19 protein-coding genes are annotated in these 22681 nt (G+C 67.9%); 10 read left to right on the forward strand and 9 right to left on the reverse strand.

Annotated elements, in window-relative coordinates; translation table 11 throughout:
- Positions 1–1055: 1055 nt before the first annotated feature.
- Entirely contained in the window at positions 1056–2984 is a 1929-nt protein-coding gene (gene dnaA, locus OG714_RS25890; RefSeq protein WP_406124453.1) for a chromosomal replication initiator protein DnaA, read from the reverse strand.
- 398 nt (positions 2985–3382) lie between these two features.
- Here dnaA and rpmH point away from each other — a divergent pair, with 398 nt between their 5' ends.
- The 9 genes from rpmH to OG714_RS25935 all read left to right on the forward strand — a co-directional run bounded on the left by rpmH (position 3383) and on the right by OG714_RS25935 (position 10394).
- Positions 3383–3520 carry a 50S ribosomal protein L34 gene (gene rpmH, locus OG714_RS25895; protein ID WP_006381191.1) on the forward strand — a complete coding sequence of 46 codons (138 nt, stop codon included), beginning with the start codon at positions 3383–3385 and terminating at the stop codon, positions 3518–3520.
- 21 nt (positions 3521–3541) lie between these two features.
- Positions 3542–3913, forward strand: coding sequence for a ribonuclease P protein component (rnpA, locus tag OG714_RS25900; protein WP_078532680.1), 372 nt, complete (start codon positions 3542–3544; stop codon positions 3911–3913).
- Complete coding sequence (gene yidD / locus OG714_RS25905) at positions 3910–4263, forward strand: membrane protein insertion efficiency factor YidD (protein ID WP_033285733.1); 354 nt, start codon at positions 3910–3912, stop codon at positions 4261–4263. The genes rnpA and yidD overlap by 4 nt, the downstream gene beginning before the upstream one ends.
- A gap of 3 nt (positions 4264–4266) precedes the next feature.
- A complete protein-coding gene (yidC, locus tag OG714_RS25910) occupies positions 4267–5565 on the forward strand; it encodes a membrane protein insertase YidC (protein WP_406124456.1) in 1299 nt (432 codons plus the stop codon).
- 15 nt (positions 5566–5580) lie between these two features.
- A complete protein-coding gene (locus OG714_RS25915) occupies positions 5581–6096 on the forward strand; it encodes a protein jag (protein ID WP_406124458.1) in 516 nt (171 codons plus the stop codon).
- Positions 6097–6231: 135 nt separating this feature from the next.
- Entirely contained in the window at positions 6232–6948 is a 717-nt protein-coding gene (rsmG, locus tag OG714_RS25920; protein ID WP_033285735.1) for a 16S rRNA (guanine(527)-N(7))-methyltransferase RsmG, read from the forward strand.
- A 342-nt stretch (positions 6949–7290) separates the two neighbouring features.
- The gene (locus tag OG714_RS25925) at positions 7291–8364 is read left to right on the forward strand and encodes a ParA family protein (protein WP_078532690.1); all 1074 of its coding nucleotides are present in this window, start codon (positions 7291–7293) and stop codon (positions 8362–8364) included.
- Positions 8361–9452 carry a ParB/RepB/Spo0J family partition protein gene (locus OG714_RS25930; protein ID WP_406124460.1) on the forward strand — a complete coding sequence of 364 codons (1092 nt, stop codon included), beginning with the start codon at positions 8361–8363 and terminating at the stop codon, positions 9450–9452. The genes OG714_RS25925 and OG714_RS25930 overlap by 4 nt, the downstream gene beginning before the upstream one ends.
- Before the next feature lie 324 nt (positions 9453–9776).
- Positions 9777–10394: a GNAT family N-acetyltransferase gene (locus OG714_RS25935; protein ID WP_406124461.1), complete on the forward strand. Its 618-nt coding sequence runs from the start codon at positions 9777–9779 to the stop codon at positions 10392–10394.
- A gap of 69 nt (positions 10395–10463) precedes the next feature.
- Here OG714_RS25935 and trxA read toward each other — a convergent pair whose 3' ends face one another.
- The 7 genes from trxA to OG714_RS25970 form a co-directional block, all read right to left on the reverse strand.
- Positions 10464–10799: a thioredoxin gene (gene trxA, locus OG714_RS25940; RefSeq protein WP_317774927.1), complete on the reverse strand. Its 336-nt coding sequence runs from the start codon at positions 10797–10799 to the stop codon at positions 10464–10466.
- Positions 10800–10841: 42 nt separating this feature from the next.
- A complete protein-coding gene (gene trxB, locus OG714_RS25945) occupies positions 10842–11810 on the reverse strand; it encodes a thioredoxin-disulfide reductase (protein ID WP_406124463.1) in 969 nt (322 codons plus the stop codon).
- A 172-nt stretch (positions 11811–11982) separates the two neighbouring features.
- Positions 11983–12948 carry an anti-sigma factor family protein gene (locus tag OG714_RS25950; RefSeq protein WP_406124465.1) on the reverse strand — a complete coding sequence of 322 codons (966 nt, stop codon included), beginning with the start codon at positions 12946–12948 and terminating at the stop codon, positions 11983–11985.
- Entirely contained in the window at positions 12945–13685 is a 741-nt protein-coding gene (gene sigM / locus OG714_RS25955) for an RNA polymerase sigma factor SigM (protein WP_406124467.1), read from the reverse strand. Before sigM ends, OG714_RS25950 begins: the two co-directional genes overlap by 4 nt.
- Positions 13686–13712: 27 nt before the next feature.
- Entirely contained in the window at positions 13713–15428 is a 1716-nt protein-coding gene (locus tag OG714_RS25960) for a protein kinase family protein (protein ID WP_406124469.1), read from the reverse strand.
- A gap of 118 nt (positions 15429–15546) precedes the next feature.
- Positions 15547–17799 (reverse strand): murein biosynthesis integral membrane protein MurJ, encoded by a 2253-nt coding sequence (gene murJ / locus OG714_RS25965; RefSeq protein WP_406124471.1) that lies wholly within the window; start codon positions 17797–17799, stop codon positions 15547–15549.
- 46 nt (positions 17800–17845) lie between these two features.
- Entirely contained in the window at positions 17846–20248 is a 2403-nt protein-coding gene (locus OG714_RS25970) for a DUF6049 family protein (protein ID WP_406124472.1), read from the reverse strand.
- A gap of 258 nt (positions 20249–20506) precedes the next feature.
- On the opposite strand from OG714_RS25970, the gene OG714_RS25975 reads away from it, so the two are divergent.
- Positions 20507–21949, forward strand: coding sequence for a CCA tRNA nucleotidyltransferase (locus tag OG714_RS25975; RefSeq protein ID WP_406124474.1), 1443 nt, complete (start codon positions 20507–20509; stop codon positions 21947–21949).
- Positions 21950–22053: 104 nt separating this feature from the next.
- On the opposite strand, the gene OG714_RS25980 is transcribed toward OG714_RS25975, so the two are convergent.
- Positions 22054–22623 (reverse strand): hypothetical protein, encoded by a 570-nt coding sequence (locus tag OG714_RS25980; protein ID WP_406124475.1) that lies wholly within the window; start codon positions 22621–22623, stop codon positions 22054–22056.
- Positions 22624–22681 lie beyond the last annotated feature (58 nt).

Genomic DNA, 22681 nt, shown 5'->3' on the forward strand with positions numbered 1-22681 from the left:
GAGGGGAAGGACACCGGGGAACAGTCTGACGCACGGCACTGACAGTAGGTGCCTATCGGGGTCAAGTCGTGACGAGGGGCTGTCGGGCGACGAATCGCGAGTTGTGCACAGGCCCCGCTTCGAAACGGTTTCCCAGCTCTCTCTAGTTGCTAGTAGTAGTAGGGGCTGTGGATACCGTGGATAACCGCGTTTTCGCAGCTCAGGGCGGGAATTTTGTCCACCGACCCTGTGGGCGACGGCGGTGGACAACCTCGGGTTTCTGTGGAGAACGGAAAGTTCTGCACACCCCATGCACAGCCGAGGGCCACTTCTCCCCAGCACCGTCCCCAGCTTTACCCACCTTTCCCACAGCCCAACCCGGCACCTTCGTGTGACGCCTTTCACTCGACACGGTGAGGTGGCGCGTTGCGTTGCCGAACAGTGGACAGCGGTGTGGAGAAGCTGGAGATCGCTGGGGACAACCGGCCCCAGCCTGTGGGTTGTCGGTGGACAACTTGATCCACAGCCTGGGGATCAAGGATTCGTCCACAGCCTGTGGATATCTTTTGTCCACGAATCCACAAGCACTTGACCTGGTCTGATGGTCCCTCACTCACGGCGCCTGTGGACACGATCTGGACAACTTCACAGTCCCCAGGATGTGGACGGAAGAAAGTCGCCGAATCTGTGGAGGACGGCCGTAACCCGGCGGGTATTCGAACAGTTGGTGGCGGACCCGTGGGCGCGGAAGGACGGCGAACGTCGTCCGGATCGGCTCCGGAGAGGCGCCGGATCGACTTCGGAGGGGCCTCGGACCGCTTCGGAGCGGCTTCAGAGAGACCACAGACAGACCTCAGAGAGGCTCCAGGGCGGCACCACATCGGCTGCGCATCCGCTGTGGATCGCCTCCGGACGATTCCCTGATGCCGTCGGGACGTCTTCGGGACGCACTCTCCTCCCCGCCCGCAGAAGCGCCTTCCTCCCCCTCCGGGCGCCGTCCCGACCGCCTCCCGGCAAGCCGAAAGGCGCCCTGGGAGAGATCCCTGGGCGCCCTTCGGGTCGTAACTCCGCGGCTGTCAGCCGTTCTTGATGCGGTTGGTCAGTTCGGTGACCTGGTTGTAGATCGAGCGGCGCTCGGCCATCAGTGCGCGGATCTTGCGGTCGGCGTGCATGACCGTGGTGTGGTCGCGGCCGCCGAACTGCGCGCCGATCTTCGGCAGCGAGAGGTCGGTCAGTTCGCGGCACACGTACATGGCGATCTGGCGGGCCGTGACCAGCTGGCGGCCGCGTGAACTGCCGCACAGGTCCTCGACCGTGATGCCGAAGTAGTCGGCGGTCGCTCCCATGATCGCCGTCGCGGTGATCTCCGGTGTCGAGTCCTCGCCGCCCGGGATCAGGTCCTTGAGGACGATCTCGGTGAGACCGAGGTCGACGGGCTGCCGGTTGAGCGACGCGAACGCCGTCACCCGGATCAGCGCCCCCTCCAGCTCGCGGATGTTCCGCGAGATGCGGGAGGCGATGAACTCCAGGACCTCCGGCGGGGCGTTGAGCTGCTCCTGCACCGCCTTCTTACGAAGGATGGCGATACGGGTCTCCAGCTCGGGCGGCTGGACATCGGTGGTCAGGCCCCACTCGAAACGGTTCCGCAGCCGGTCCTCCAGCGTCACCAGCTGCCTGGGCGGCCGGTCGGAGGACAGCACGATCTGCTTGTTGGCGTTGTGGAGCGTGTTGAAGGTGTGGAAGAACTCCTCCTGCGTCGACTCCTTGTCCGCGAGGAACTGGATGTCGTCGACAAGAAGGATGTCCATCTCGCGGTACCGCTTGCGGAAGCTGTCGCCCTTGCCGTCGCGGATCGAGTTGATGAACTCGTTGGTGAACTCCTCCGAGCTCACGTACCGCACACGCGTGCCGGGATACAGGCTCCGCGCGTAGTGCCCGATCGCGTGCAGCAGGTGCGTCTTGCCGAGCCCCGACTCCCCATAGATGAAAAGGGGGTTGTACGCCTTCGCGGGCGCCTCGGCGACGGCGACCGCGGCCGCGTGCGCGAAACGGTTCGAGGCACCGATGACGAAGGTGTCGAAGAGGTACTTCGGGTTCAGGCGCGCGGTCGGTTCCCCCGGGCCCGCCGCCGGCGCGGGCTTGGAGCCCAGCGGTCCCGGACCGCCGCGGTGCACGTGACCGGAGTTGGCGGGCGGGTGCGAGTCGGACAGGTCGCGCCGCGCGTCGCGCTGGCTGTACTCCGCGCGGGACTTCTCGTACTCGGCCCGCGACTGTTCGTACTCGGCGCGCTGCTGCTCGTACGACGGACGCTCCATCGACTGCGGGCGGTAATCCTGCGCCGGCGGCGCGTACTGGTCCTGCTGCGACTGGTACGAGTCCTGCGGCGGACCGTACTTGTCCTTGGCCGGTGCCCCGTACTGGTCCTGGGACGGCGGTCCGTACTGGTCCTGCGGCGGCGACGCGTACGGGTCCCGCTCCGGGAAGCCGAGTCGCTGCTGCTGCCAGCCGTAGTCGTCCTGCGCGGGCCGCGGCCAGGCGCCCGGCTCGGGGCGCTGGTACTCCGACGGATAGGCGGGGCGGGCGGTGGGCAGCTGGTCGCCGGGGCCGCCCGGGAGCGGCTCGGCGCGATGACGGCCGTAGCCCCCCTCGTAGGGGTCCCGGCTCTGCTCGGGTTCCTCGTAGCGCCGCTGGGGCTGCGAGGGGGGTGCCGGCGGGCCGGGGGGCTCGCCCGCGGAGTCGTCGACGGTGATCGCGATGCGGATCGGCCGGCCGCACTCGCGGCTCAGCGTCTCGCTGACGATCGGGGCGAGGCGGCCTTCGAGGACGCCTTTCGCAAACTCGTTCGGTACGGCGAGCAAGGCTGTGTCGGCGACGAGTGCCAGGGGCTGGCAGCGCCGGATCCAGTGCTCGTCCTTGGTCTCGACACCCTGCCCACGCCCCTCACCGAGAAGTTGCTCCAGCACTCGTGGCCACACTGCGGCAAGATCGGCAGGTACGTCAGCCACAGGGCACGCTCTCTCACGGGTCCCACGAACGTGTGGTTCGCGGACGGGACGGGATGTACATCGGGTGGGGCGCTCGGGAAAAAGGTGTGGGGCGGGGGACAAAGGAACGAATCGGAGTCCAGCCACGGTAGTCAGGGCGACGGGTGCGGTTCAAGTTGTTGTCCCCAGCCTGTGGATAGTGTCTCCTCGTGACCCTTGGTTTGACCGGATGGCGTAGCCCCGCGTACCGTGACCAGGTCGAGTTGTCGATGGCTGCTGCCGCCTGCCTCCGATGGGCACAGATCGCTTCGAGGTGATCGGGAAGCGGTGCACTCGGGCGTTACTGCGAGCTACTCGTGGGCGCACGGTGACAGCCAGGCCGGCACCCGCCACCACCGATTTATTTCTGGAGCCCCCTCGTGAGCAAGCGCACCTTCCAGCCGAACAACCGTCGCCGGGCCAAGACCCACGGCTTCCGCCTGCGGATGCGTACCCGTGCCGGTCGCGCGATTCTCGCGAACCGTCGTGGCAAGGGTCGCGCCAGCCTGTCCGCCTGATCCCGATCAGGTCATGACGTCGTGCTGCCTACCGAGCATCGGCTGAGGCGGCGCGAAGACTTCGCGACCGCGGTACGACGGGGTCGCCGGGCCGGCCGCCCGCTTCTCGTCGTCCACTTTCGTAGCGGTGCCACGGACCCGCACGCGCCAGGGGAGAGCGCTCCCCCGACGCGTGCGGGTTTCGTCGTCAGCAAGGCAGTGGGCGGCGCCGTGGTGCGCAACAAGGTGAAGCGCAGACTCCGTCATCTGATGCGCGAGCGAGTCGCCCTGTTTCCCCCCGGTAGCCTGGTAGTCGTACGAGCGCTGCCCGGAGCGGGCGACGCCGACCATGCACAGCTGGCCCAAGACCTGGATGCCGCCGTTCAGCGGCTGCTGGGAGGGGGCGCGCGATGAAGTACCCGCTACTGGCGCTGATCAAGCTGTACCAGTGGACGATCAGTCCCTTGCTAGGGCCGGTCTGCAAGTACTACCCGTCGTGCTCCCACTACGGCTATACGGCCATAGACCGGCACGGTGCGATCAAGGGCACAGCGCTCACGGCCTGGCGCATCCTGCGCTGCAATCCGTGGTCGCTCGGCGGTGTGGACCATGTCCCACCGCGCAAGCGTCCGCGGTGGCACGAGATGCTGCGGGGCGCATGGCGCGCACGCAAGGGCGGGACCTCCGCCGCCGAAACGGCCACTGAAGGGCTGAGTCCTTCGAGCCCGGCCGCAGAGACACCGTCCCATGCCCAAGGAGCATGATTAGTGGACACGATTGCCAGTCTTTTCAGCTTCATCACGACACCCGTTTCTTGGGTCATCGTCCAGTTCCACTCGGTGTACGGGAAGGTTTTCGGTCCCGACACGGGCTGGGCCTGGGGCCTGTCCATCGTGTCCCTGGTGATCCTGATCCGCATCTGTCTGATCCCGCTCTTCGTGAAGCAGATCAAGGCGACCCGGGCCATGCAGACCCTGCAGCCCGAGATGAAGAAGATCCAGGAACGCTACAAGAACGACAAGCAGCGTCAGTCCGAAGAGATGATGAAGCTGTACAAGGAGTCGGGTACCAACCCGCTCTCCTCGTGCCTTCCCATCCTGGCGCAGTCCCCGTTCTTCTTCGCCCTGTACCACGTGCTCAACGGCATCGCGACGGGCTCGACGATCGGCGTCATCAACGACTCGCTGCTCGCCAGCGCGCGTAAGGCGCACATCTTCGGTGCCCCGCTGGCCGCGAAGTTCACGGACGGCAGCAGCAAGGTCGAGGCGCTCGGTGCCACGCTGACCGACGTCCGGGTCGTCACCGCGATCATGATCGTGATGATGTCGGCGTCGCAGTTCTACACGCAGCGCCAGCTGATGACGAAGAACGTCGACACCACCGTGAAGACACCGTTCATGCAGCAGCAGAAGATGCTGATGTACGTCTTCCCGGTCATGTTCGCCATCTTCGGCATCAACTTCCCCGTCGGTGTCCTCGTCTACTGGCTGACCACCAACGTGTGGACCATGGGCCAGCAGATGTACGTCATCCACAACAACCCGACCCCGGGTTCCAAGGCCCAGGCCGCTTACCTGGAGCGCCTCACCAAGCACGTCACGCACCACGAGAAGACCCGCAGCCGGGGCGAGAAGGCCATCGTCAAGGCGATCGTCTCCAAGGGCCGTGACCGCAACGAGTTCGAGCGCAAGTTCATCAACAGCCTCACCAAGGTGGGCCTCGTGGCCCAGCCCGACGGCACCGTGGCGAAGGGTGAGAGCACGGCTGTGGAGTCCGAGGACGGTACGCCGACCACGGCCACCACTCCCAGGCGTCAGCAGCCCAAGCGGCAGACCAAGGCCCAGCGCCAGTCCGCCGCCGCGAAGGCGGCCGACGAGAGTGCTGAGAACGCGGTCGAAGACGCCGAGCCGAAGACCTCGCTGACCAAGTCGGACGAGCCCGAGGACGCCAAGCCCGCCACCGCTGCGAAGAAGCCCGCCCCGAAGCCCGCCGGCGGTACCCGCAGCAAGGCCCAGTCCGGACAGCGCAAGGGTCCGCAGCGGCCCAAGTCCCCGTCCAAGAAGTAAGAAGGAGTCCATCCCGTGACGGAAGGCACCACCTCCGCCGCCGCTGCCGAGGGTGCAGACACCCTGTCCCGCCTGGAGCAGGAGGGCGAGATCGCGGCGGACTACCTCGAGGGTCTGCTGGACATCGCCGATCTCGACGGCGACATCGACATGGATGTCGAGGCCGATCGCGCCGCTGTCTCGATCATCAGCGACAGCAGCGGCCGTGACCTCCAGAAGCTCGTCGGCCGTGACGGTGAGGTGCTGGAGGCGCTCCAGGAGCTCACCCGCCTGGCCGTGCACCGGGAGACTGGGGACCGCAGCCGGCTGATGCTGGACATCGCGGGCTACCGGGCCAAGAAGCGCACCGAGCTCTCCGAGCTGGGCGCCAAGGCAGCGGCCGACGTGAAGAACACCGGCGAGCCGGTGAAGCTGAACCCGATGACCCCGTTCGAGCGCAAGGTCGTGCACGACGCGGTCAAGGCCGCGGGCCTGCGCAGCGAGTCGGAGGGCGAGGAGCCGCAGCGCTTCGTCGTCGTGCTTCCCGCCTGATCGGTTCCTACGTTCCACCGGCCCCGTCTGTTGAGCAGACGGGGCCGAACTTTGTCAGCCTGATAGTCCTGTAGTTCTGGTGGTCCTGATGGTCAGCGCCCAATGCGCTTTTGCGGTACGGAAGGACGGTCCCCCGTGACGGAGGCAGCGGAGCTTCCCCCCGCGCCCGAGCAGGCGCGCGAGGTGTTCGGCGATCGCTTCGAGGATGCGGTCCGATACGCCGAGCTGCTCGCCGACGCGGGTGTGCAGCGCGGCCTGATCGGCCCACGTGAGGTGCCCCGGCTGTGGGAACGGCACCTGCTGAACTGTGCGGTCCTCTCGGAGGTCGTGCCGGACGGAGTGACGGTGTGCGACGTCGGCTCCGGCGCCGGCCTCCCGGGCATTCCCCTGGCCTTGGTCCGCGAGGACATCAAGATCACCCTGCTCGAACCGCTCCTCCGCCGTACGACCTTCCTCACCGAGGTCGTCGAACTCCTGGGCCTCGACCACGTCACTGTCGTGCGAGGACGCGCCGAGGAGGTCATGGGCACCCTGCAACCGGTCCATGTGGTGACGGCCCGCGCCGTGGCTCCGCTGGAGCGACTGGCGACCTGGGGCATCCCGCTACTGCGCCCGTACGGCGAGATGCTCGCACTCAAGGGGGACACGGCCGAGGAGGAGCTCAAGAGTGCGGCGACCGTACTCAGCAAGCTCGGAGCCGTGGAGACGTCCATCCTTCATGTCGGCGAAGGCATCGTCGATCCGCTGTCCACGGTGGTTCGTGTCGAGGTCGGAGAGAGCCCCGGCGGGGTTCGCTTCGCGGCGAAGCGGGCCAAGGCGGCTCGTACAGGCCGCACCCGTCGGCGTCGTTAAGGCTGTCTCGGCGCTGAGACGGGTCGGTCTCAGCGCTTGAGGTGCGTCGGTGTCAGCGTGTGAAGCGCGTCGCTGATCCGCACTGACGACGAAACTTACTCCACACAAGCTGCCTAACCTACGCATGCCGGAGTGTCGCGGACAGTTCGGCCTCGGCTGCTGTGCATCGTGTTTCACGTGAAACGTCGCTCACTGCTACACGGCATCATCGGTCGCACTCGCGCCGCGGCCGAACCCCGCGACCGGAAGCCTCTCGGATCACTCGGAGAGGGCACGGAGTTGTCCACAGAGGTGGAATTCTCCACAGAACAACAGGCCTCACTGGTTCACGACCCTGAAGACATGGGAGGCTCTGTTCATTGCGAGCCTGAAGTCGAGGAGAGTGAATCCTTGCGGTCCGACGCCAACATCGCGGGACCGATGACCGATCCGGTCCCCGGTCCCCGTACCGAGTCGATGGGGGAGGATGTTTCACGTGAAACACCGCCCCCTATGGACGACACTCCCATCGGTCGTGCTGCCCAACTGGCGGTGGAAGCTCTAGGTCGTGCCGGCGAGGGCCTGCCACGTCCTGAGCAGACCCGCATCATGGTCGTCGCCAACCAGAAGGGCGGGGTGGGCAAGACGACGACGACCGTCAATCTTGCCGCTTCGCTGGCACTGCACGGTGCCCGTGTTCTGGTGGTCGACCTCGACCCACAGGGCAACGCGTCCACGGCACTGGGGATCGACCATCACGCGGAAGTTCCTTCCATCTATGACGTGTTGGTCGACAGCAGGCCTCTCTCCGAGGTCGTGCAGCCGGTCCCCGATGTCGAGGGTCTCTTCTGTGCCCCTGCCACGATCGATCTCGCCGGTGCGGAGATCGAGCTGGTATCCCTGGTGGCACGTGAGAGCAGACTGCAGCGGGCGATTCAGGCCTACGAGCAGCCGCTGGACTACATCCTCATCGACTGTCCGCCGTCACTCGGCCTGTTGACGGTTAACGCGCTGGTCGCCGGCGCGGAGGTCCTCATCCCGATCCAGTGCGAGTACTACGCGCTGGAAGGCCTCGGACAGTTGCTCCGCAACGTCGACCTGGTGCGGGGGCACCTCAACCCCAACCTGCATGTGTCGACCATCCTGCTCACCATGTACGACGGCCGGACGCGTCTCGCGTCCCAGGTCGCGGACGAGGTGCGCAGCCACTTCGGCGACGAGGTGCTGCGGACGAGCATTCCCCGCTCGGTCCGTATCTCCGAGGCACCGAGTTATGGGCAGACGGTACTGACCTACGATCCCGGATCGAGCGGTGCCCTCTCCTACTTTGAGGCAGCAAGGGAAATCGCGCTGAAGGGTGTGGGCGTCAGCTACGACGCACCGCATGCGCACATCGGCGCTCAGAGCGACCAGAGCATGGTGGAGGGCATCCAGTGAGTGAGCGACGGAGGGGTTTGGGCCGTGGGCTCGGCGCACTGATCCCCGCAGCCCCGACCGGGGAGAAGACGGTGGCGTCGGCCGCGATGGGGTCCGCGTCCCCGACGACCGTCCCGGTCATCACCGGCGACCGAGGGGTGGCCGCGGCGAAGGTCACCACACTGCCGCCGGTTTCCTACGACATGGAGGAGCCGTCGTCGAACGGCGCCGTGGAGACGTTCGCGCCTCCCATCGGTGCCCACTTCGCCGAACTGCCCCTCGACTCCATCACGCCGAACTCCCGTCAGCCGCGTGAGGTCTTCGACGAGGACGCGCTGCAAGAACTCGTCACCTCCATCAAGGAGGTCGGCCTCCTCCAGCCCGTCGTCGTACGGCAGATCGGCCCGACGAGCTACGAGCTCATCATGGGCGAGCGGCGCTGGCGGGCCTGCCGTGAGGCGGGCCTGGACGCGATCCCGGCGATCGTGCGGGCGACGGACGACGAGAAGCTTCTCCTGGACGCCCTCCTGGAGAACCTGCACCGCGCCCAGCTGAACCCGCTCGAAGAGGCGGCCGCCTACGACCAGTTGCTCAAGGACTTCAACTGCACGCACGACCAGTTGGCGGACCGCATCGGGCGTTCGCGTCCGCAGGTCTCCAACACCCTGCGTCTGCTGAAGCTCTCGCCGTCGGTCCAGCGCCGTGTCGCCGCCGGAGTCCTCTCCGCCGGTCACGCCCGGGCGCTGCTCTCCGTCGACGACTCGGAGGAGCAGGAGCGGCTGGCCCACCGGATCGTGGCCGAGGGGCTCTCGGTGCGGGCCGTCGAGGAGATCGTGCACCTGATGGATTCGCGGCCCCAGACTGCTCAGCGTTCCAAGGGACCGCGGGCTGGCGCTCTGGTCTCCCCGGCGCTGTCCGATCTCGCCACGCGTCTCTCTGATCGCTTCGAGACCCGGGTGAAGGTCGACCTGGGCCAGAAGAAGGGCAAGATCACTGTCGAGTTCGCCTCGATGGAGGACCTTGAGCGGATCCTCGGTTCGCTGGCTCCGGGCGAGGGCCCGGTCCTGCAGAGGAGCCTGCTCGACGACGAGTCGGAGGACGAGGCCTGAGCCGTCCTGTCGACGGCATGGGTTCTCGTCCGACCAGCAGAGCGGGTCGTGTCCGGTGTGTACCGGAACGCGGCCCGCTCTTTGCTTTCTGTCGGTATCGATGCAATCGCATCATGGATACGATGCGTTCGGGTATGGCACATCCACCTGGCAGCACCTCTTAGGGGAGGCGGGGGCCATGCGAACGGTGAGCCGCACCGGACTGGTGAGCGCGGGTCTGGGCCTGGGGGCGGTCGGCGGGTTCGTCGGCAGTCTGCTCAGGGAACGCAGCGCTCTGACAGCCGCCCGCGGCGCCGCGGGCGAAGGAAGCGAGGATCAGCCTTCATGGGGCGTCGGCTCGTACCGCTCACGCTGGACAACCTCCCGGACATTCCCAACCGTTGTCAGTCGTGCGTCTTCTGGGAGCTGGACCCCGTCAGAGGGCAAGCCGCGCTAAAGACAGGCACGGCGTCGGTGGAGAAGGAAGCCTGGATCTCCGCCGTCCTCCTGGACTGGGGCTCCTGCGGGCGGGTCGTCTACGTCGATGACGTGCCGGTCGGTTTCGTCCTCTACGCGCCTCCCGCCTACGTCCCCCGCTCGACGGCATTTCCCACGAGCCCCGTCTCACCGGACGCCGTGCAACTGATGACGTCGTTCATCATGCCGGGCTACCAGGGGCAGGGACTGGGCCGAGTCATGGTTCAGACGGTCGCCAAGGATCTGCTGCGGCGGGGCTTCAAGGCGATCGAGGCCTTCGGCGATGCGCACTCAAAAGAGGCGGCCTGCGTCCTGCCCGCCGATCATCTGCTCGCCGTGGGCTTCAAGACGGTCCGTCAGCATCCCACCTATCCACGGCTGAGGCTGGAGCTGCGTACGACGCTCTCGTGGAAGGAAGACGTGGAGATGGCGCTCGACCGGCTGCTCGGGGCCGTACAGAAGGAACCAGCGCTTCGACCGCTCTAAAGCGAAGAGGCCGACTCCACGGAGTCGGCCTCTTCGTGTTTCACGTGAAACACGGTTTCACGTGAAACATCACTTGCTGGCGATGAACTCGTCGAGGTCGCGAAGGATCGCGGCCTTCGGCTTGGCGCCGACGATGGTCTTGGCGACCTCGCCACCCTGGTAGACGTTCAGGGTCGGGATGGACATGACGCCGTACCTGGCGGCCGTCGCCGGGTTCTCGTCGATGTTGAGCTTGACGATCTCGATCTGGTCGCCGTGCTCGGCGGCGATGGCTTCGAGGGACGGAGCGATCTGGCGGCACGGACCGCACCAGGAAGCCCAGAAGTCCACCAGGACGGGCTTGTCGCTCTTGAGGACGTCCTCGTCGAAGGAAGCGTCGGTCACATTCTTCAGAGTGCCGGCCACGGCGGGCTCCTTAACTTGATCGTGCGGTGGGGAGGATGGGGGTCAGACGGTGGTCTTCGCGGGCTCCGCCTTCTCCTCGTCCGCGAGAGCGGAGAGGAAACGCTCGGCGTCCAGAGCGGCGGAGCACCCGGTGCCGGCAGCGGTGATCGCCTGGCGGTAGGTGTGGTCGACGACGTCACCGGCGCCGAAGACACCGGTCAGGTTGGTGTGGGTCGAGGGCGCCTCGACCTTCAGGTAGCCCTCCCCGTCCAGGTCCAGCTGGCCCTTGAAGAGCTCCGTGCGGGGGTCGTGGCCGATCGCGATGAACAGGCCTGTCACCGCCAGGTCCGAGAGTTCCCCGGTCTTCAGGTTGCGCAGCTTGAGGCCGGCGAGCTTGGGGTCGCCCTCGATCTCGGCGACCTCGCTGTCCCAGACGAACTTGATCTTCGGGTCGGCGAAGGCGCGCTCCTGCATCGCCTTGGAGGCGCGCAGGCTGTCCCGACGGTGGACGATCGTCACGGACTTGGCGAAGCGGGAGAGGAAGGTCGCCTCCTCCATCGCCGTGTCGCCACCACCGATGACGGCGATGTCCTGGTCCTTGAAGAAGAACCCGTCACAGGTGGCACACCAGGAGACACCCCGGCCGGAGAGCGCGTCCTCGTTCGGCAGGCCCAGCTTGCGGTGCTGGGAGCCGGTGGTGACGATGACGGCCTTCGCCTGGTGCACGGTGCCGGAGGTGTCCGTGACGGTCTTGATCTCACCGGTCAGGTCGACGGAGACCACGTCGTCCGGGATCAGCTCGGCGCCGAAGCGCTCGGCCTGGGCGCGCATGTTGTCCATGAGCTCGGGGCCCATGATGCCGTCCTGGAAGCCCGGGAAGTTCTCGACCTCGGTGGTGTTCATCAGCGCGCCACCGGCGGTGACGGCACCTTCGAACACCAGCGGCTTCAGCGACGCGCGCGCGGTGTAGAGCGCCGCCGTGTAGCCGGCGGGCCCGGAGCCGATGATGATCACGTTTCGGACGTCGCTCACGGCTTGGTTCCTCGTCTCTGGACTGCGTCAGTACGACCGGCGGGAGCCCCCTGTCGGAGCCTCCACACCACCCAACGGATCCTACGGGGCCCGCATTCCCGCTGTGTCCGGGCACACGGAGACGGCACACGGCAGGGAATCGCCACGGAGGATGGAGAGGAGGCGTCCGGACTCAGGAATGCGGGAACGACCGCGTCAGAAGGACCTTGCCAGGAGTGAATGTCTGGCTGCTCACGCAGGCCGCGTCGACGACGTAGGCCGTGACCCGGCTGTTGTCGGAAGCGTCGGGCAGCACCACGAGATAGGCGGCGGTCCCGTTGTAGGTGCCCTTCTTGAAACCGAGGACATCCGTGTTGCCACGGTCGACGCCCTGCCGGATGCAGTCCGGGATGGAGCCGGACGGCTCGATCAGGGTCTTGGGAGTCTTGATGGAAGACTCCGCGCCGCCGGGGTCGGACGCGACGTTCCAGGGCTTCTCGCTGTTGGCGCCCTGACTTGTGGACGACTTGGTGGAGAGAAGATCCGAGACCTCGCTCTGCAGCTTCCCCTTGGAGAAGGTGTCCGCAGAGCTGGTCGAGTTCCCCCGAGCCGTGTCGGACGACTTGTGGTCGCCCAGCGACTGGATGAACAGCGAGCCGGCTCCCAGAACGGCCGCGGTGAACACGGCTCCCAGGACGATCCTCCCGCGGCGTCCGACGCGCTTCCGTTCCTTGCGTTCCCTGTTGCGTCCGGGACCGGTCGCCGCGTGTGCGTGTCCTGACGGGCGATCCGTCGTAGGCGATGTTTCACGTGAAACATGCGTCCCGGTGTACTCGCCGTCCTCGTCCGATGTGGCTCGGGACGCACTCACCAATGTTGGCGCGGCCAGGGACTCGGGGGCGGTGGAACCCAGTAGGGCCTCCGCGGCGAGGGCTGCGTCGATGCGGCCCGCGATCTCGGCCGGCATGCGCGGTGGTCCGGGCAGGGTGCCCAGCAGACCCCGGATCTCCTCCAGCGAGTCGTGGACGTCCGCACAGAGTTCGCACTCGTCCAGATGCCGTCGTACCTCGGCTCCCCTGGACGGCGGGAGAAGGCCCTCGGTGAGGTCGGAGATCTCCGCGACGTCCGGGTGCCCGGCCGTGTCTGTCGTGGATGTCACGCTCGCCCACCTCCGCCCTTCACAGCAGCTGAATCGCTCGGCCCTGCATCCTTGGGACCCGCGTCGTGGGGTCCCGCGTCGTGGGGTCCCGCTGCCGGTGGGACGGATGTCCCCTGCGCCCGGTTCCGTCCTGCGCCCGGTTCCTTGCCGTCACCGGCTCTTTCCGGCCGTAGATGGGTGAGCAGCGGCAGCAGTCTGGCTCTTCCGCGGGCGCAGCGGCTCTTCACCGTGCCGGTCGGCACATCGAGGATCTGGGCGGCCTCGGCGACGGGGTAGCCCTGCATGTCCACGAGGACGAGGGCGGCACGCTGGTCGGGCGGGAGGGTGCCCAGGGCTTCCAGCAGTTGGCGGTGCAGGTCGTTGCGCTCCGCGGGAGCCGCAGCCGACTCGTGCGGTTCCAGGAGTTGTTCCAGGCGCTCGGTGTCGTCGACCGGGGACGTCTTCCTGGAGGCCGCCTTGCGGGCGCGGTCCAGGCAGGCGTTCACCGTGATGCGGTGCAGCCAGGTTGTGACGGCCGACTGGCCGCGGAAGGTGTGAGCGGCCCGGTAGGCGGAGACGAGGGCGTCCTGGACCGCGTCAGCGGCCTCCTCGCGGTCTCCCAGCGTGCGCAGGGCCACAGCCCAGAGGCGGTCGCGGTGCCGCCGGACGAGCTCGCCGAAGGCGTCCGGGTCGCCTTCGACATGGCGGGCGAGCAGATCCTGATCGCTCGTTCCGTCGTATCGGGCGCCTTCCGCCATCGGACCCCCTCCCCCTCCGGTGAGACGTCAGCCCGTGAACTTCACGTCGGTGATGGCCTGCTTGTAGCCGGCGTCGCTGTACCGGTCACTGGCTGCGTGCGGCAGAGCGGTGAGCCAGACAAGAACGTACCGGGTCTTCACGTGCTTGGTGACCTTCACCGTCGCACTGGTCCCGGTCGTCGTGACGGTGCCGATCTGCGTCATGGAATCCAGCGAGGAGGGCGACAACGAGTCGGACGCGTACAGCTTCACCGTCGTGTGGTCGCCGCTGTAGTAGAGCCCTATGGTCGCCGTGGAGACGTCCTGGGCCGAACCGAGGTCGTAGACGATGCCCACGCCCGGCTTGTACGGCGCGAGCACCGGGCCCCCTACGAAGCTGGAGGTCCGCCAGTACGTCGACGCGTCGCCGTCGTAGGTCTTGCCGACGTCGCCCGGATGCTGGGCGTCGCCCTTCGCCACGAACTCCTGGGCGTCCTGGATGGAGAGCGTCTTGACCGGCTTGGTCTTGTCGCCGCTCTTGTCGTTCCCGTCCGTCGTCTGCGTCTGCTTCGTGTCCTCGGACTTGTTGCCCTGGTCCATGAGTGCGTCCGCGAGCTGCCAACTGCCCAGGCCCAGCGCGGCGATCAGCAGCGCGGACACGGCCCACTTGAGGGCCTTGCCGGTGCGGCTCTGCAGCGGGGGCGGCGGAGTCGACAGGACTTGGGTGGCACCGGGATGCGCCGACGGGCGGCCGTACGTGCCCTGTTGGTACGTCGTGCGCTGGTACTCGGGCGGTGCGGTGAACGTCGGCTCCGGCGGGCGGATGCGGGGCATCTCGCCGATCGCCTTCACTAGTTCCTCCGGCGTGGTGCACGCCGACTCGTGCCGCGAGGCCGTGGCACCGTCGTTGGCGAGCGCGCGCATGGCGAGCTCCGACAGACCGCGGTGGACACCGGCACGCACCTGGTCGGGGGCGATGAGACCGACGCCCTTGGGCAGCCCGGACAGGCCGTAGGCGTCGTCTTCGTACGGCCAGCGCTGGGTGAGCGCCGCGTACAGCAGGGCGCCGATCGCCTCCGTGTCCGTGCGCTGCGGAGTGTCCGAACTGATGCCGCGCAGCGCCGCGTTGACGGCCAGACCGCGGATGCGCCACTGGCCGGACGAGGTGCGCAGCACGGCGTTCGGGTTCAGGCGCAGATGGGCGAGGCCCTCGCGGTGCGCTGCGGCCATGGCCGAGGCGATCTGACTGACCATCTGGTAGGCGTCGTGCACCTCCAGCGGGCCGGGGGCCAGAAGCGCCGTCAGTTCCGTGGCGTCGGGCAGCCATTCGTGCACGACGTAGACGAGGTCGTTCTCCTCCACGGCGTCCAGGACCTGGACGAAGCGGGGATCACCCAGCAGCGCCGAGGAGCGGGCCGCGGCCAGCACCGAGCGGGCCCTCGCATGGTCCGCGGGCAGGATGTGGACGCCGACGGCACGGCGGAGTTTCTCGTCCACCGCGCGCCAACTGCTGAAGCCGTCCAGACGGGTGACGCACTCTTCGAGGCGATAACGTCTGGCGAGCTTGTGACCGCTGTGCAGTTCGGGAGGCGAGGCCTTCTCGGTTTCCTCGATCCCGCCGCTCCCCTGTGCCTTGTCGCTCTCCGTGTCCCGCTCCGGGTTCTGGGCCACCCCGTCGGCCGTGGACTGGTCCGCCTTGGCGGTCAGCGGCTCGTCGCCGCTGTTGTCTGCCACGTCGACGGCAGCCGTGCTCCGTTCCGCCACCGTCGCTCCTGCCTCCCCATCCGTTGCACGCTGTCCGACGCCGAAACCAATTGTGCCCACAGTCTGCCGCTATGCACGACACACAGCGGCGGACGATGGTTGTGCGTGTGCCCCCGCCTCAACGCCCCAAGCGCCCGCGCACCATGCCCACGAGGGAGTTGAGCTCCTCGATGCGCATGCGGCGGGCCGCGACGTAAAAGATTCCGAGCAGTACGGCACCGCCCACCAGAAGGGCGGCGAACGAGCCGACGACCCCCTGGCCGAGCGTATGACCGATCCCGTAGCAGGCCGCACCACTGAGCAGTGCGGCCGGCACGGAGGCGATACAGAGCCGAGCGTACGTCCGCAGGACGCGCGCGCCGTCCAGGTCGCCGTTCAACCGCTTGCGCAGCCGGTTCCAGGCGACGCCGACACCGATGGCGTACGCGAGGCCGTACGAGGCCGCCATGCCGACCACGGCCCAGCGGGCCGGGAGGACGAAGTAGCAGGTCACTGAGGCGCCGGCGTTGACGGCGGCCACGATGACCGTGTTGTAGAAGGGAGTTCGGGTGTCCTCGTACGCGTAGAAGGCGCGCAGGACGACGTACTGCACCGAGTACGGGATCAGGCCGAGGGCGAAGGCCATCAGCATGAAGCCCATGTTGGTGGCCTCGCTGGTCCCCGAGGAACCGAAGATCAGGGTGCACATCGGGATGCCGAGCGAGAGCAGCCCGAAGGCGATCGGCACGATCGCCACAGCGGTCGTGCGCAGCCCCTGGGAGATGTCGTCGCGGACGGCACCTCCGTCGCCCTCCGCCGCCGAACGCGAGATGCGCGGCAGCAGCGCGGCCATCAGGGAGACGGTGATGATCGCCTGCGGCAGGCCCCAGATGAGCTGCGCGTTGGCGTAGGCGGCGAAGCCCGTGCCGTCGACCGGCGAGGACTTGCCCGCGGCGGTGGACAGTTGGGACACGACGATCGCGCCGGCCTGGTTGGCGAGGACGAAGAGGACGGTCCACTTGGCGAGCGTCGCGGCCTTGCCGAGACCGTGTCCGCGCCAGTCGAAGCGCAACCGCAGCCGGAAACCGGTCTCCCGCAGATACGGGATCATCGCGAGCGCCTGGACGACCAGGCCGAGCAGCACACCGATGCCGAGCAGCCGCTGGCCCTCCGGCGGGATGTTCGTGACCTTCATGCCGGAGTTCGCGGAGGTGCCGTACACCCAGATGAACATGCCGAGCGTCACGATGATGACGATGTTGTTGAGGACCGGGGTCCACATCATCGCGCCGAACTTGCCGCGCGCGTTCAGGATCTGGCCCATCACGACGTGGACGCCCATGAAGAAGATCGAGGGCAGGAAGTAGCGGACGAAGGTGACGCCCACCTCGTTGGCCGCCGGGTCGTTGGCCACCGAGTCGGACAACAGACGGATCAGGAGGGGCGCCGCGACGACCGCGAGGGCGGTGAGTGCGCCCAACGCCACCATGACGAGGGTCAGCAGGCGGTTGGCGAACGCCTCACCGCCGTCGTCGTCCTCCTTCATGGCACGCACGAGCTGCGGCACGAAGACGGAGTTGAGGCCACCGCCCACGGTCAGGATGTAGATCATCGTCGGCAACTGGTAGGCGACCTGGAAGGTGTCGCCCAGCATGCCGACACCCAGCGCCGAGACGATCAGCGCGGAGCGGACGAAGCCGGTCAGGCGGGAGACCATCGTGCCCGCCGCCATCACGGCGCTCGACTTCAGCAGACCGGTGGCCTTCCCGCCCTTCTTGGCGGCGGCCGCGGGCGCCGGTGCCGTCGGGGTGAGCTGCATCGTGGCGTCGGACATCGGCGCCGGGGACGGCGCGGTGGGCGCCTGGCCCGAGGGCGGTGCCGGGGACGGGCCGGGGACCGCCGGGGAGTCCATCTGCGGACGTCCTCCGCCCTGGCCCTGGTCCCGGAAGAGATGCGCGAAGGCGTCCGGCTCGTGGTGCTCCTCGCCGGCCCCGGTCACCAGGTCGTCCACGCCCACGAACTGGGTCGTCCGGGCGTCGTCGCCGTAGGGCAGGTACTGGGTCGGGCCCTCCGGCTCGGGCGCCGGGGTCTGCGCCCACACCCGGGGGTCCGGGGCGTAGGGGGACTGGGGCGGCTGTGCGTAGAGCGGGGGCTGCGGCTGGTACGTGCCCGGAGGCGGCGGAGGGTGCGCGGCGCGGTCGTAGAGCGCCTCGGCGACCGGATCCTGGGCGGAGAGGTCCTGCGCCCGGTAGGGGTCCTGGTCGTAGGCGTCCTGGAGGTACATGTCCGCGGGGGGCTGCGGCGGCACCTGGCCGTGTTCGGGCGGCGGACCCTCGGGGTAGCCCGAGCCGCCCGCGCCCTGACCGCGGTCACCGTCGTACGGCGCGTTCATGGTTACCCCACCTCATCGTCCCCGGGCCCACCGGCCACGACATCGCTCAACGGTCCACTCTCTCACCCGTGCCGGACGGGTCGGCGCTTTCCGGTGCGGTGTCCGGTGTCGGGTCACTCGGGTGCTCCGGGTCGTCTGCCCGGGGCGGAGTGCCTGACTCCTCCGTGAGACGGTCCTGGGGGCCGTCGGGGTTCTCCAGGCCGTCGGTTTCCTCGGCCGCCCCGTCGTCGGGTCCGTCGGGACCCTCTTCCTCTGCCTGGCGGGCGACGGCGCGCTTGCGGTGCGTGTACATCCGGAAGCCGGCGAGGACGAGCAGCAGGACACCGCCGCCGATGACCAGCATGACGGTGGCCGTGACCTCGGTGACCTTCACGTCGAAGTTGACGGCCTGCCCGTACTCCTGGCCGTCCTCTGTGTACAGCTGGGCGATCACGCCCACCTTGCCGTTGGCGTTGGCCGACGTGGTGAACTTCACGGACTGGCTGTGCCCGCCGTTGACCGTGACCTGCTGCTCCCAGTAGGCCTTGCCGCCGATCTTCAGCCGCGTGGGATTCGTCGAAGTGAGGCGCAGCACCAGGTGCTCGACGCCCTGCACCAGGTTGTTCTGCACGGTCACGGGGATCGTGGCGCTGCGGCCCGAGAGCTTGGTCTCGGACTTGTCGATCAGCTTCACCTGGTTGGTGAGGTCTTCGAGGTAATCCAGCACGCTCTGGCGGAAGTTCGCCGCCTCGCCCGCCTGCCCCCGCCACGACGTGGACATCTCACGGTTCATGGCCCGCCCGAACGGGGTCACGACCCGGGACTCGTCGGTGAGGATCACCCGGAAGTTGTCGAGCTTGTCCTGGGTGCTCGCGATCTGCTCGAAGGCCGACTTCGGCAGCTCCTGCTTGCGCTGCGAGGAGGGGTACGAGGAGGACGGCGGAATCTTCGTGGTGGCGTTCGGGTCGGGCTTGGCCTTGGCCGCCGCGGCGAGTCCCTGCGACTCGTCCCAGGTGCTGCCCTGGAGGGTCGTCAGCGCCTCGGCCATCGTCTGGGCCTGGCTTCCGGTCGGCATGCGCTGCGGGGCGACGACGATGCTGCGCTGCTTGTCCGTCTGCAGGTCGAGCGCCAGGCTCTGGGCCAGGAACCGCTGCTCGGCGAGCGTGGCGGCCCCGGCCGTCGTGAGGTCGCCCTCGAACGCCGTCGAGAGCCGTGCGTCCGCGACCACCGCCGTCGTACCGCCGCCGATGGGGCGGGCGGCGGAGGGCGTGTACGACAGGCCGCCGGTCTCCTGGAGGCTGTCGCTGCGGGCGATCACCTTGTCGGCGCCGGCCGAGGTGGCGACCTTGATGATCGACGGGTCCACGGCGCCGCTCACCGGCCACGCGAAGTCCGTGGTCGGTGTCACGTGGAGCACCGTCTCCACGGTGCTCGCGGCGACGTCCGTGGCGTCCTTGAGATGACTCAGCGAGCCGGTGACGCTGGTGCCGTTGTGGGCCAGGGACGCCAGGTCCGGGTCGGCGAAGGGGAGGGCGACGACCTCCTTGCCCGCGACCGCAGACTGCAGCTCGGCGAGCCACGCCTTGGCGACCGCCTGGTGGGTACCCGTCGTCGTGGTGTCGCCGTCACCCTGGATCTTGTAGCTGCTGGTCATCGCGTCGACCGAGGCCAGCAGGTCCGGGTCGATCACCCAGGTGACGTCGAGATCCTTGCCCAGCGACAGCATCTGGTCGAGGCGGCCGCCCGGGGCGAGCTCCTTGGCGAGGTCGTCGTTGAGGAAGACCGGAGTCTGCTGCTCGTTGGAACCCGTCTGCGCCGTCATGTGGACGCCGGAGACCAGCGGCCACAGATATGTCGTCTTCGTCTTCGTGTCCGCCTCGTCGGGCTGCCACGGCAGGAACGTCCGCTGGATGCCCAGCACCTGCTCCCACGGCTGCGCGGAGGTCTGGCCGGAGAGCGAGACACCGAGCGGGTAGACACCGTCGTCACCGAGGTCCAGCTTGTCGACCGGCACCGAGAGGGTGAAGGGCTCGGCGACGCCCGGAGTGAGCTTGGCGAACTTCTCGGTGTACTTGTCGTCGATCTCCGAGCCGTCGACGCCCTGGACGTAGTCGGTGCGCTTGGCGACGGTGTCGATCGCGGAGCGGGTGCTCAGCGCCTGTCCCAGGCGCAGGCCCACATGGGCGTCCGTGACCGTCTGCTTGCCGTTGTTCGTCATCGTCCCGGAGACGGTCAGGGTGTCCCCGTCCGTGGGGATGCTGGGGCTGAGCGTGTCCACGGAGACGGACACCGTCTGCGAGCCGGAGGCGGCCTGCGCGGACGTCTGCTCGTCCGCACCGGCGGGCGCGGCGGCGGACAACTGGAGGAGGCCGGCCAGCAGAGGCGCCCCGGCGAGCAGTACGCCGGTGCGCCGCAGCCACCGGCGGGCAGGTGAGGGACACGTCCCCTGGAAGTCTGCCGCCTCGGCCACGCGCTCGCCCGTCCCTCGTCATCGTCAGTGGTCGTCGCAATGTGCGTCCACGCATGGTAACGATGCGCGCTGAGGGGAAGTGCCGCGGACTGCTCCACAAGATCGGAGAACAGCACCGGACCGCCCCGTATGTGCCCGTATAAAGGGGAGCACTCATGTACGTCGCAAGGGCAGTGCTTGCACGGGTATCGGCGGACGTGTCCGTGCACATTTAATGGAGGCGCTCGCGGTGGCCGGGGCCACGTACCCTTTTCTGTTGTGCCGAACGCCAACGAAGACAACACCAGTGCCCTGAGCCAGGTGCAGCACCGCGCGGTGAGCGAGCTGCTGCGGGTGGCTCCCGTCGCCGACGACCTCGCCCGCCGCTTCCAGGAGGCCGGGTTCTCTCTCGCCCTGGTCGGCGGGTCGGTCCGGGACGCGCTGCTCGAGCGGCTCGGCAACGACCTGGACTTTACGACCGACGCACGCCCCGAGGACGTACTGAAGATCGTCCGGCCGTGGGCGGACGCCGTGTGGGAGGTCGGGATCGCCTTCGGCACCGTGGGGGCGCAGAAGGACGGCTACCAGATCGAGGTGACCACGTATCGGTCCGAGGCGTACGACCGCACCTCGCGCAAGCCTGAGGTGTCGTACGGCGACTCCATCGAAGAGGACCTCGTCCGGCGTGACTTCACGGTGAACGCGATGGCCGTCGCGCTCCCGGAGAAGGAGTTCATCGACCCCCACGGCGGCCTCGAAGACCTGGCGGCCCGGGTGCTGCGGACCCCCGGCACTCCCGAGGCGTCCTTCTCGGACGATCCCCTGCGGATGATGCGGGCGGCGCGCTTTGCCGCGCAGCTCGACTTCGAGGTCGCTCCCGAGGTCGTCGTCGCGATGACGGAGATGTCCGGGCGGATCGAGATCGTCTCGGCCGAGCGGGTGCGGGACGAGCTGAACAAGCTGATCCTCTCCGCACACCCCCGCAAGGGGCTGGCTCTCCTGGTCGACACCGGGCTCGCCGACCACGTCCTGCCCGAGCTTCCCGCCCTCCGTCTGGAGAGCGATGAGCACCACCGGCACAAGGACGTCTACGAACACACGCTGATCGTTCTGGAGCAGGCGATCGAACTGGAGGAGAACGGTCCCGACCTGACCCTCCGCCTGGCCGCCCTGCTGCACGACATCGGCAAGCCGCGCACCCGCCGTTTCGAGAACGACGGCCGGGTCTCGTTCCACCACCACGAGGTGGTCGGCGCGAAGATGACCAAGAAACGCATGCTGGCGCTCAAATACTCCAACGACCTGGTGAAGGACGTCTCGCGTCTCGTCGAACTCCATCTGCGTTTCCACGGCTACGGCACCGGCGAGTGGACCGACTCCGCCGTCCGCCGCTACGTCCGTGACGCAGGCCCGCTCCTCGGCCGCCTCCACAAGCTGACCCGCTCGGACTGCACCACACGGAACAAGCGCAGGGCCGCCGCGCTGTCCCGCGCGTACGACGGTCTGGAGGAGCGCATCGCCCAACTTCAGGAGCAGGAGGAGCTGGACTCGATCCGTCCCGACCTCGACGGCAACCAGATCATGGAGATCCTGGACGTCACACCGGGGCCGGTCATCGGCCGTGCCTACAAGTTTTTGCTGGAACTGCGGCTGGAGAACGGGCCGATGGAGCATGACGCGGCCGTGGCCGCACTCAAGGAGTGGTGGGCCTCGGAGAGCTGAGGTCGTGGAACGGGGTCATGTTTCACGTGAAACATGACCCCGGGACAGCATCAGGGGCGGTGTTTCACGTGAAACATGAGACACCGCCCCTCGCCACATCTGCCTTACTTCGAGTAGTCCTTCAGGCAGAGCAGGAAGTCGCTGCCCTTGCCGGTCTGGGTGTACTGGTACTGGAAGTCCTTGGCGGCCGCCGCGCACTTGGTGTCGGCCTCGGTTCGGGAGTAGTTGCCACTCACCTTGGCCAGCACGATGAACTCGGCCTTCGAGTCGCTGCACTTCACGACCTCGAGCTTCGGGTCGGTGTCGCTGGTACTGCCGCGGTGCATGCAGTCGCCGACCTTCGCGGTGTCCGCGTCGTTCTGGCTCGATATGTAGCTGAAGATGGCCGCACCGGCGGCGATCACGATGACGACGGCGAGCCGGATCATCTTGAAGCTGAACTTGCGCTTCGGCTGCGGGGGGACCGGAGCGTACGGGGCCGCGCCCTGGGGCGGGAAGCCGGGCTGACCGGGCTGCTGCGGGTAGCCGCCTTGGGGCGGGTACGGAGCCTGGGGCTGACCCTGCGGCGGGTACGGCGCCGGAGTCTGAGGCTGGCCGTAGGGCTGCTGGTCCTGGGCGTAGGGATTCGGGCCCTGGGCGTACGGGTTTGGGCTCTGAGGCGGCGGAGTAGTCACTGGGGTCCCCCCTGGAACGTGGACACATGGCACGACCTGACCCTTGGTCCGGCGTGCG

Origin of the sequence: Streptomyces sp. NBC_00989 (assembly GCF_045162655.1) — a bacterium.
Taxonomy (GTDB): domain Bacteria; phylum Actinomycetota; class Actinomycetes; order Streptomycetales; family Streptomycetaceae; genus Streptomyces.

What these genes read in the sequence shown, in the direction of transcription:
- yidD (WP_033285733.1), top strand. Translation starts at nt 3,910, where the DNA reads ATGAAGTACCCGCTACTGGCGCTGATCAAGCTGTACCAGTGGACGATC.
- OG714_RS25925 (WP_078532690.1), top strand. Translation starts at nt 7,291, where the DNA reads ATGGGAGGCTCTGTTCATTGCGAGCCTGAAGTCGAGGAGAGTGAATCC.
- OG714_RS25935 (WP_406124461.1), top strand. Translation starts at nt 9,777, where the DNA reads ATGGGGCGTCGGCTCGTACCGCTCACGCTGGACAACCTCCCGGACATT.
- sigM (WP_406124467.1), bottom strand. Translation starts at nt 13,685, where the DNA reads ATGGCGGAAGGCGCCCGATACGACGGAACGAGCGATCAGGATCTGCTC.
- murJ (WP_406124471.1), bottom strand. Translation starts at nt 17,799, where the DNA reads ATGAACGCGCCGTACGACGGTGACCGCGGTCAGGGCGCGGGCGGCTCG.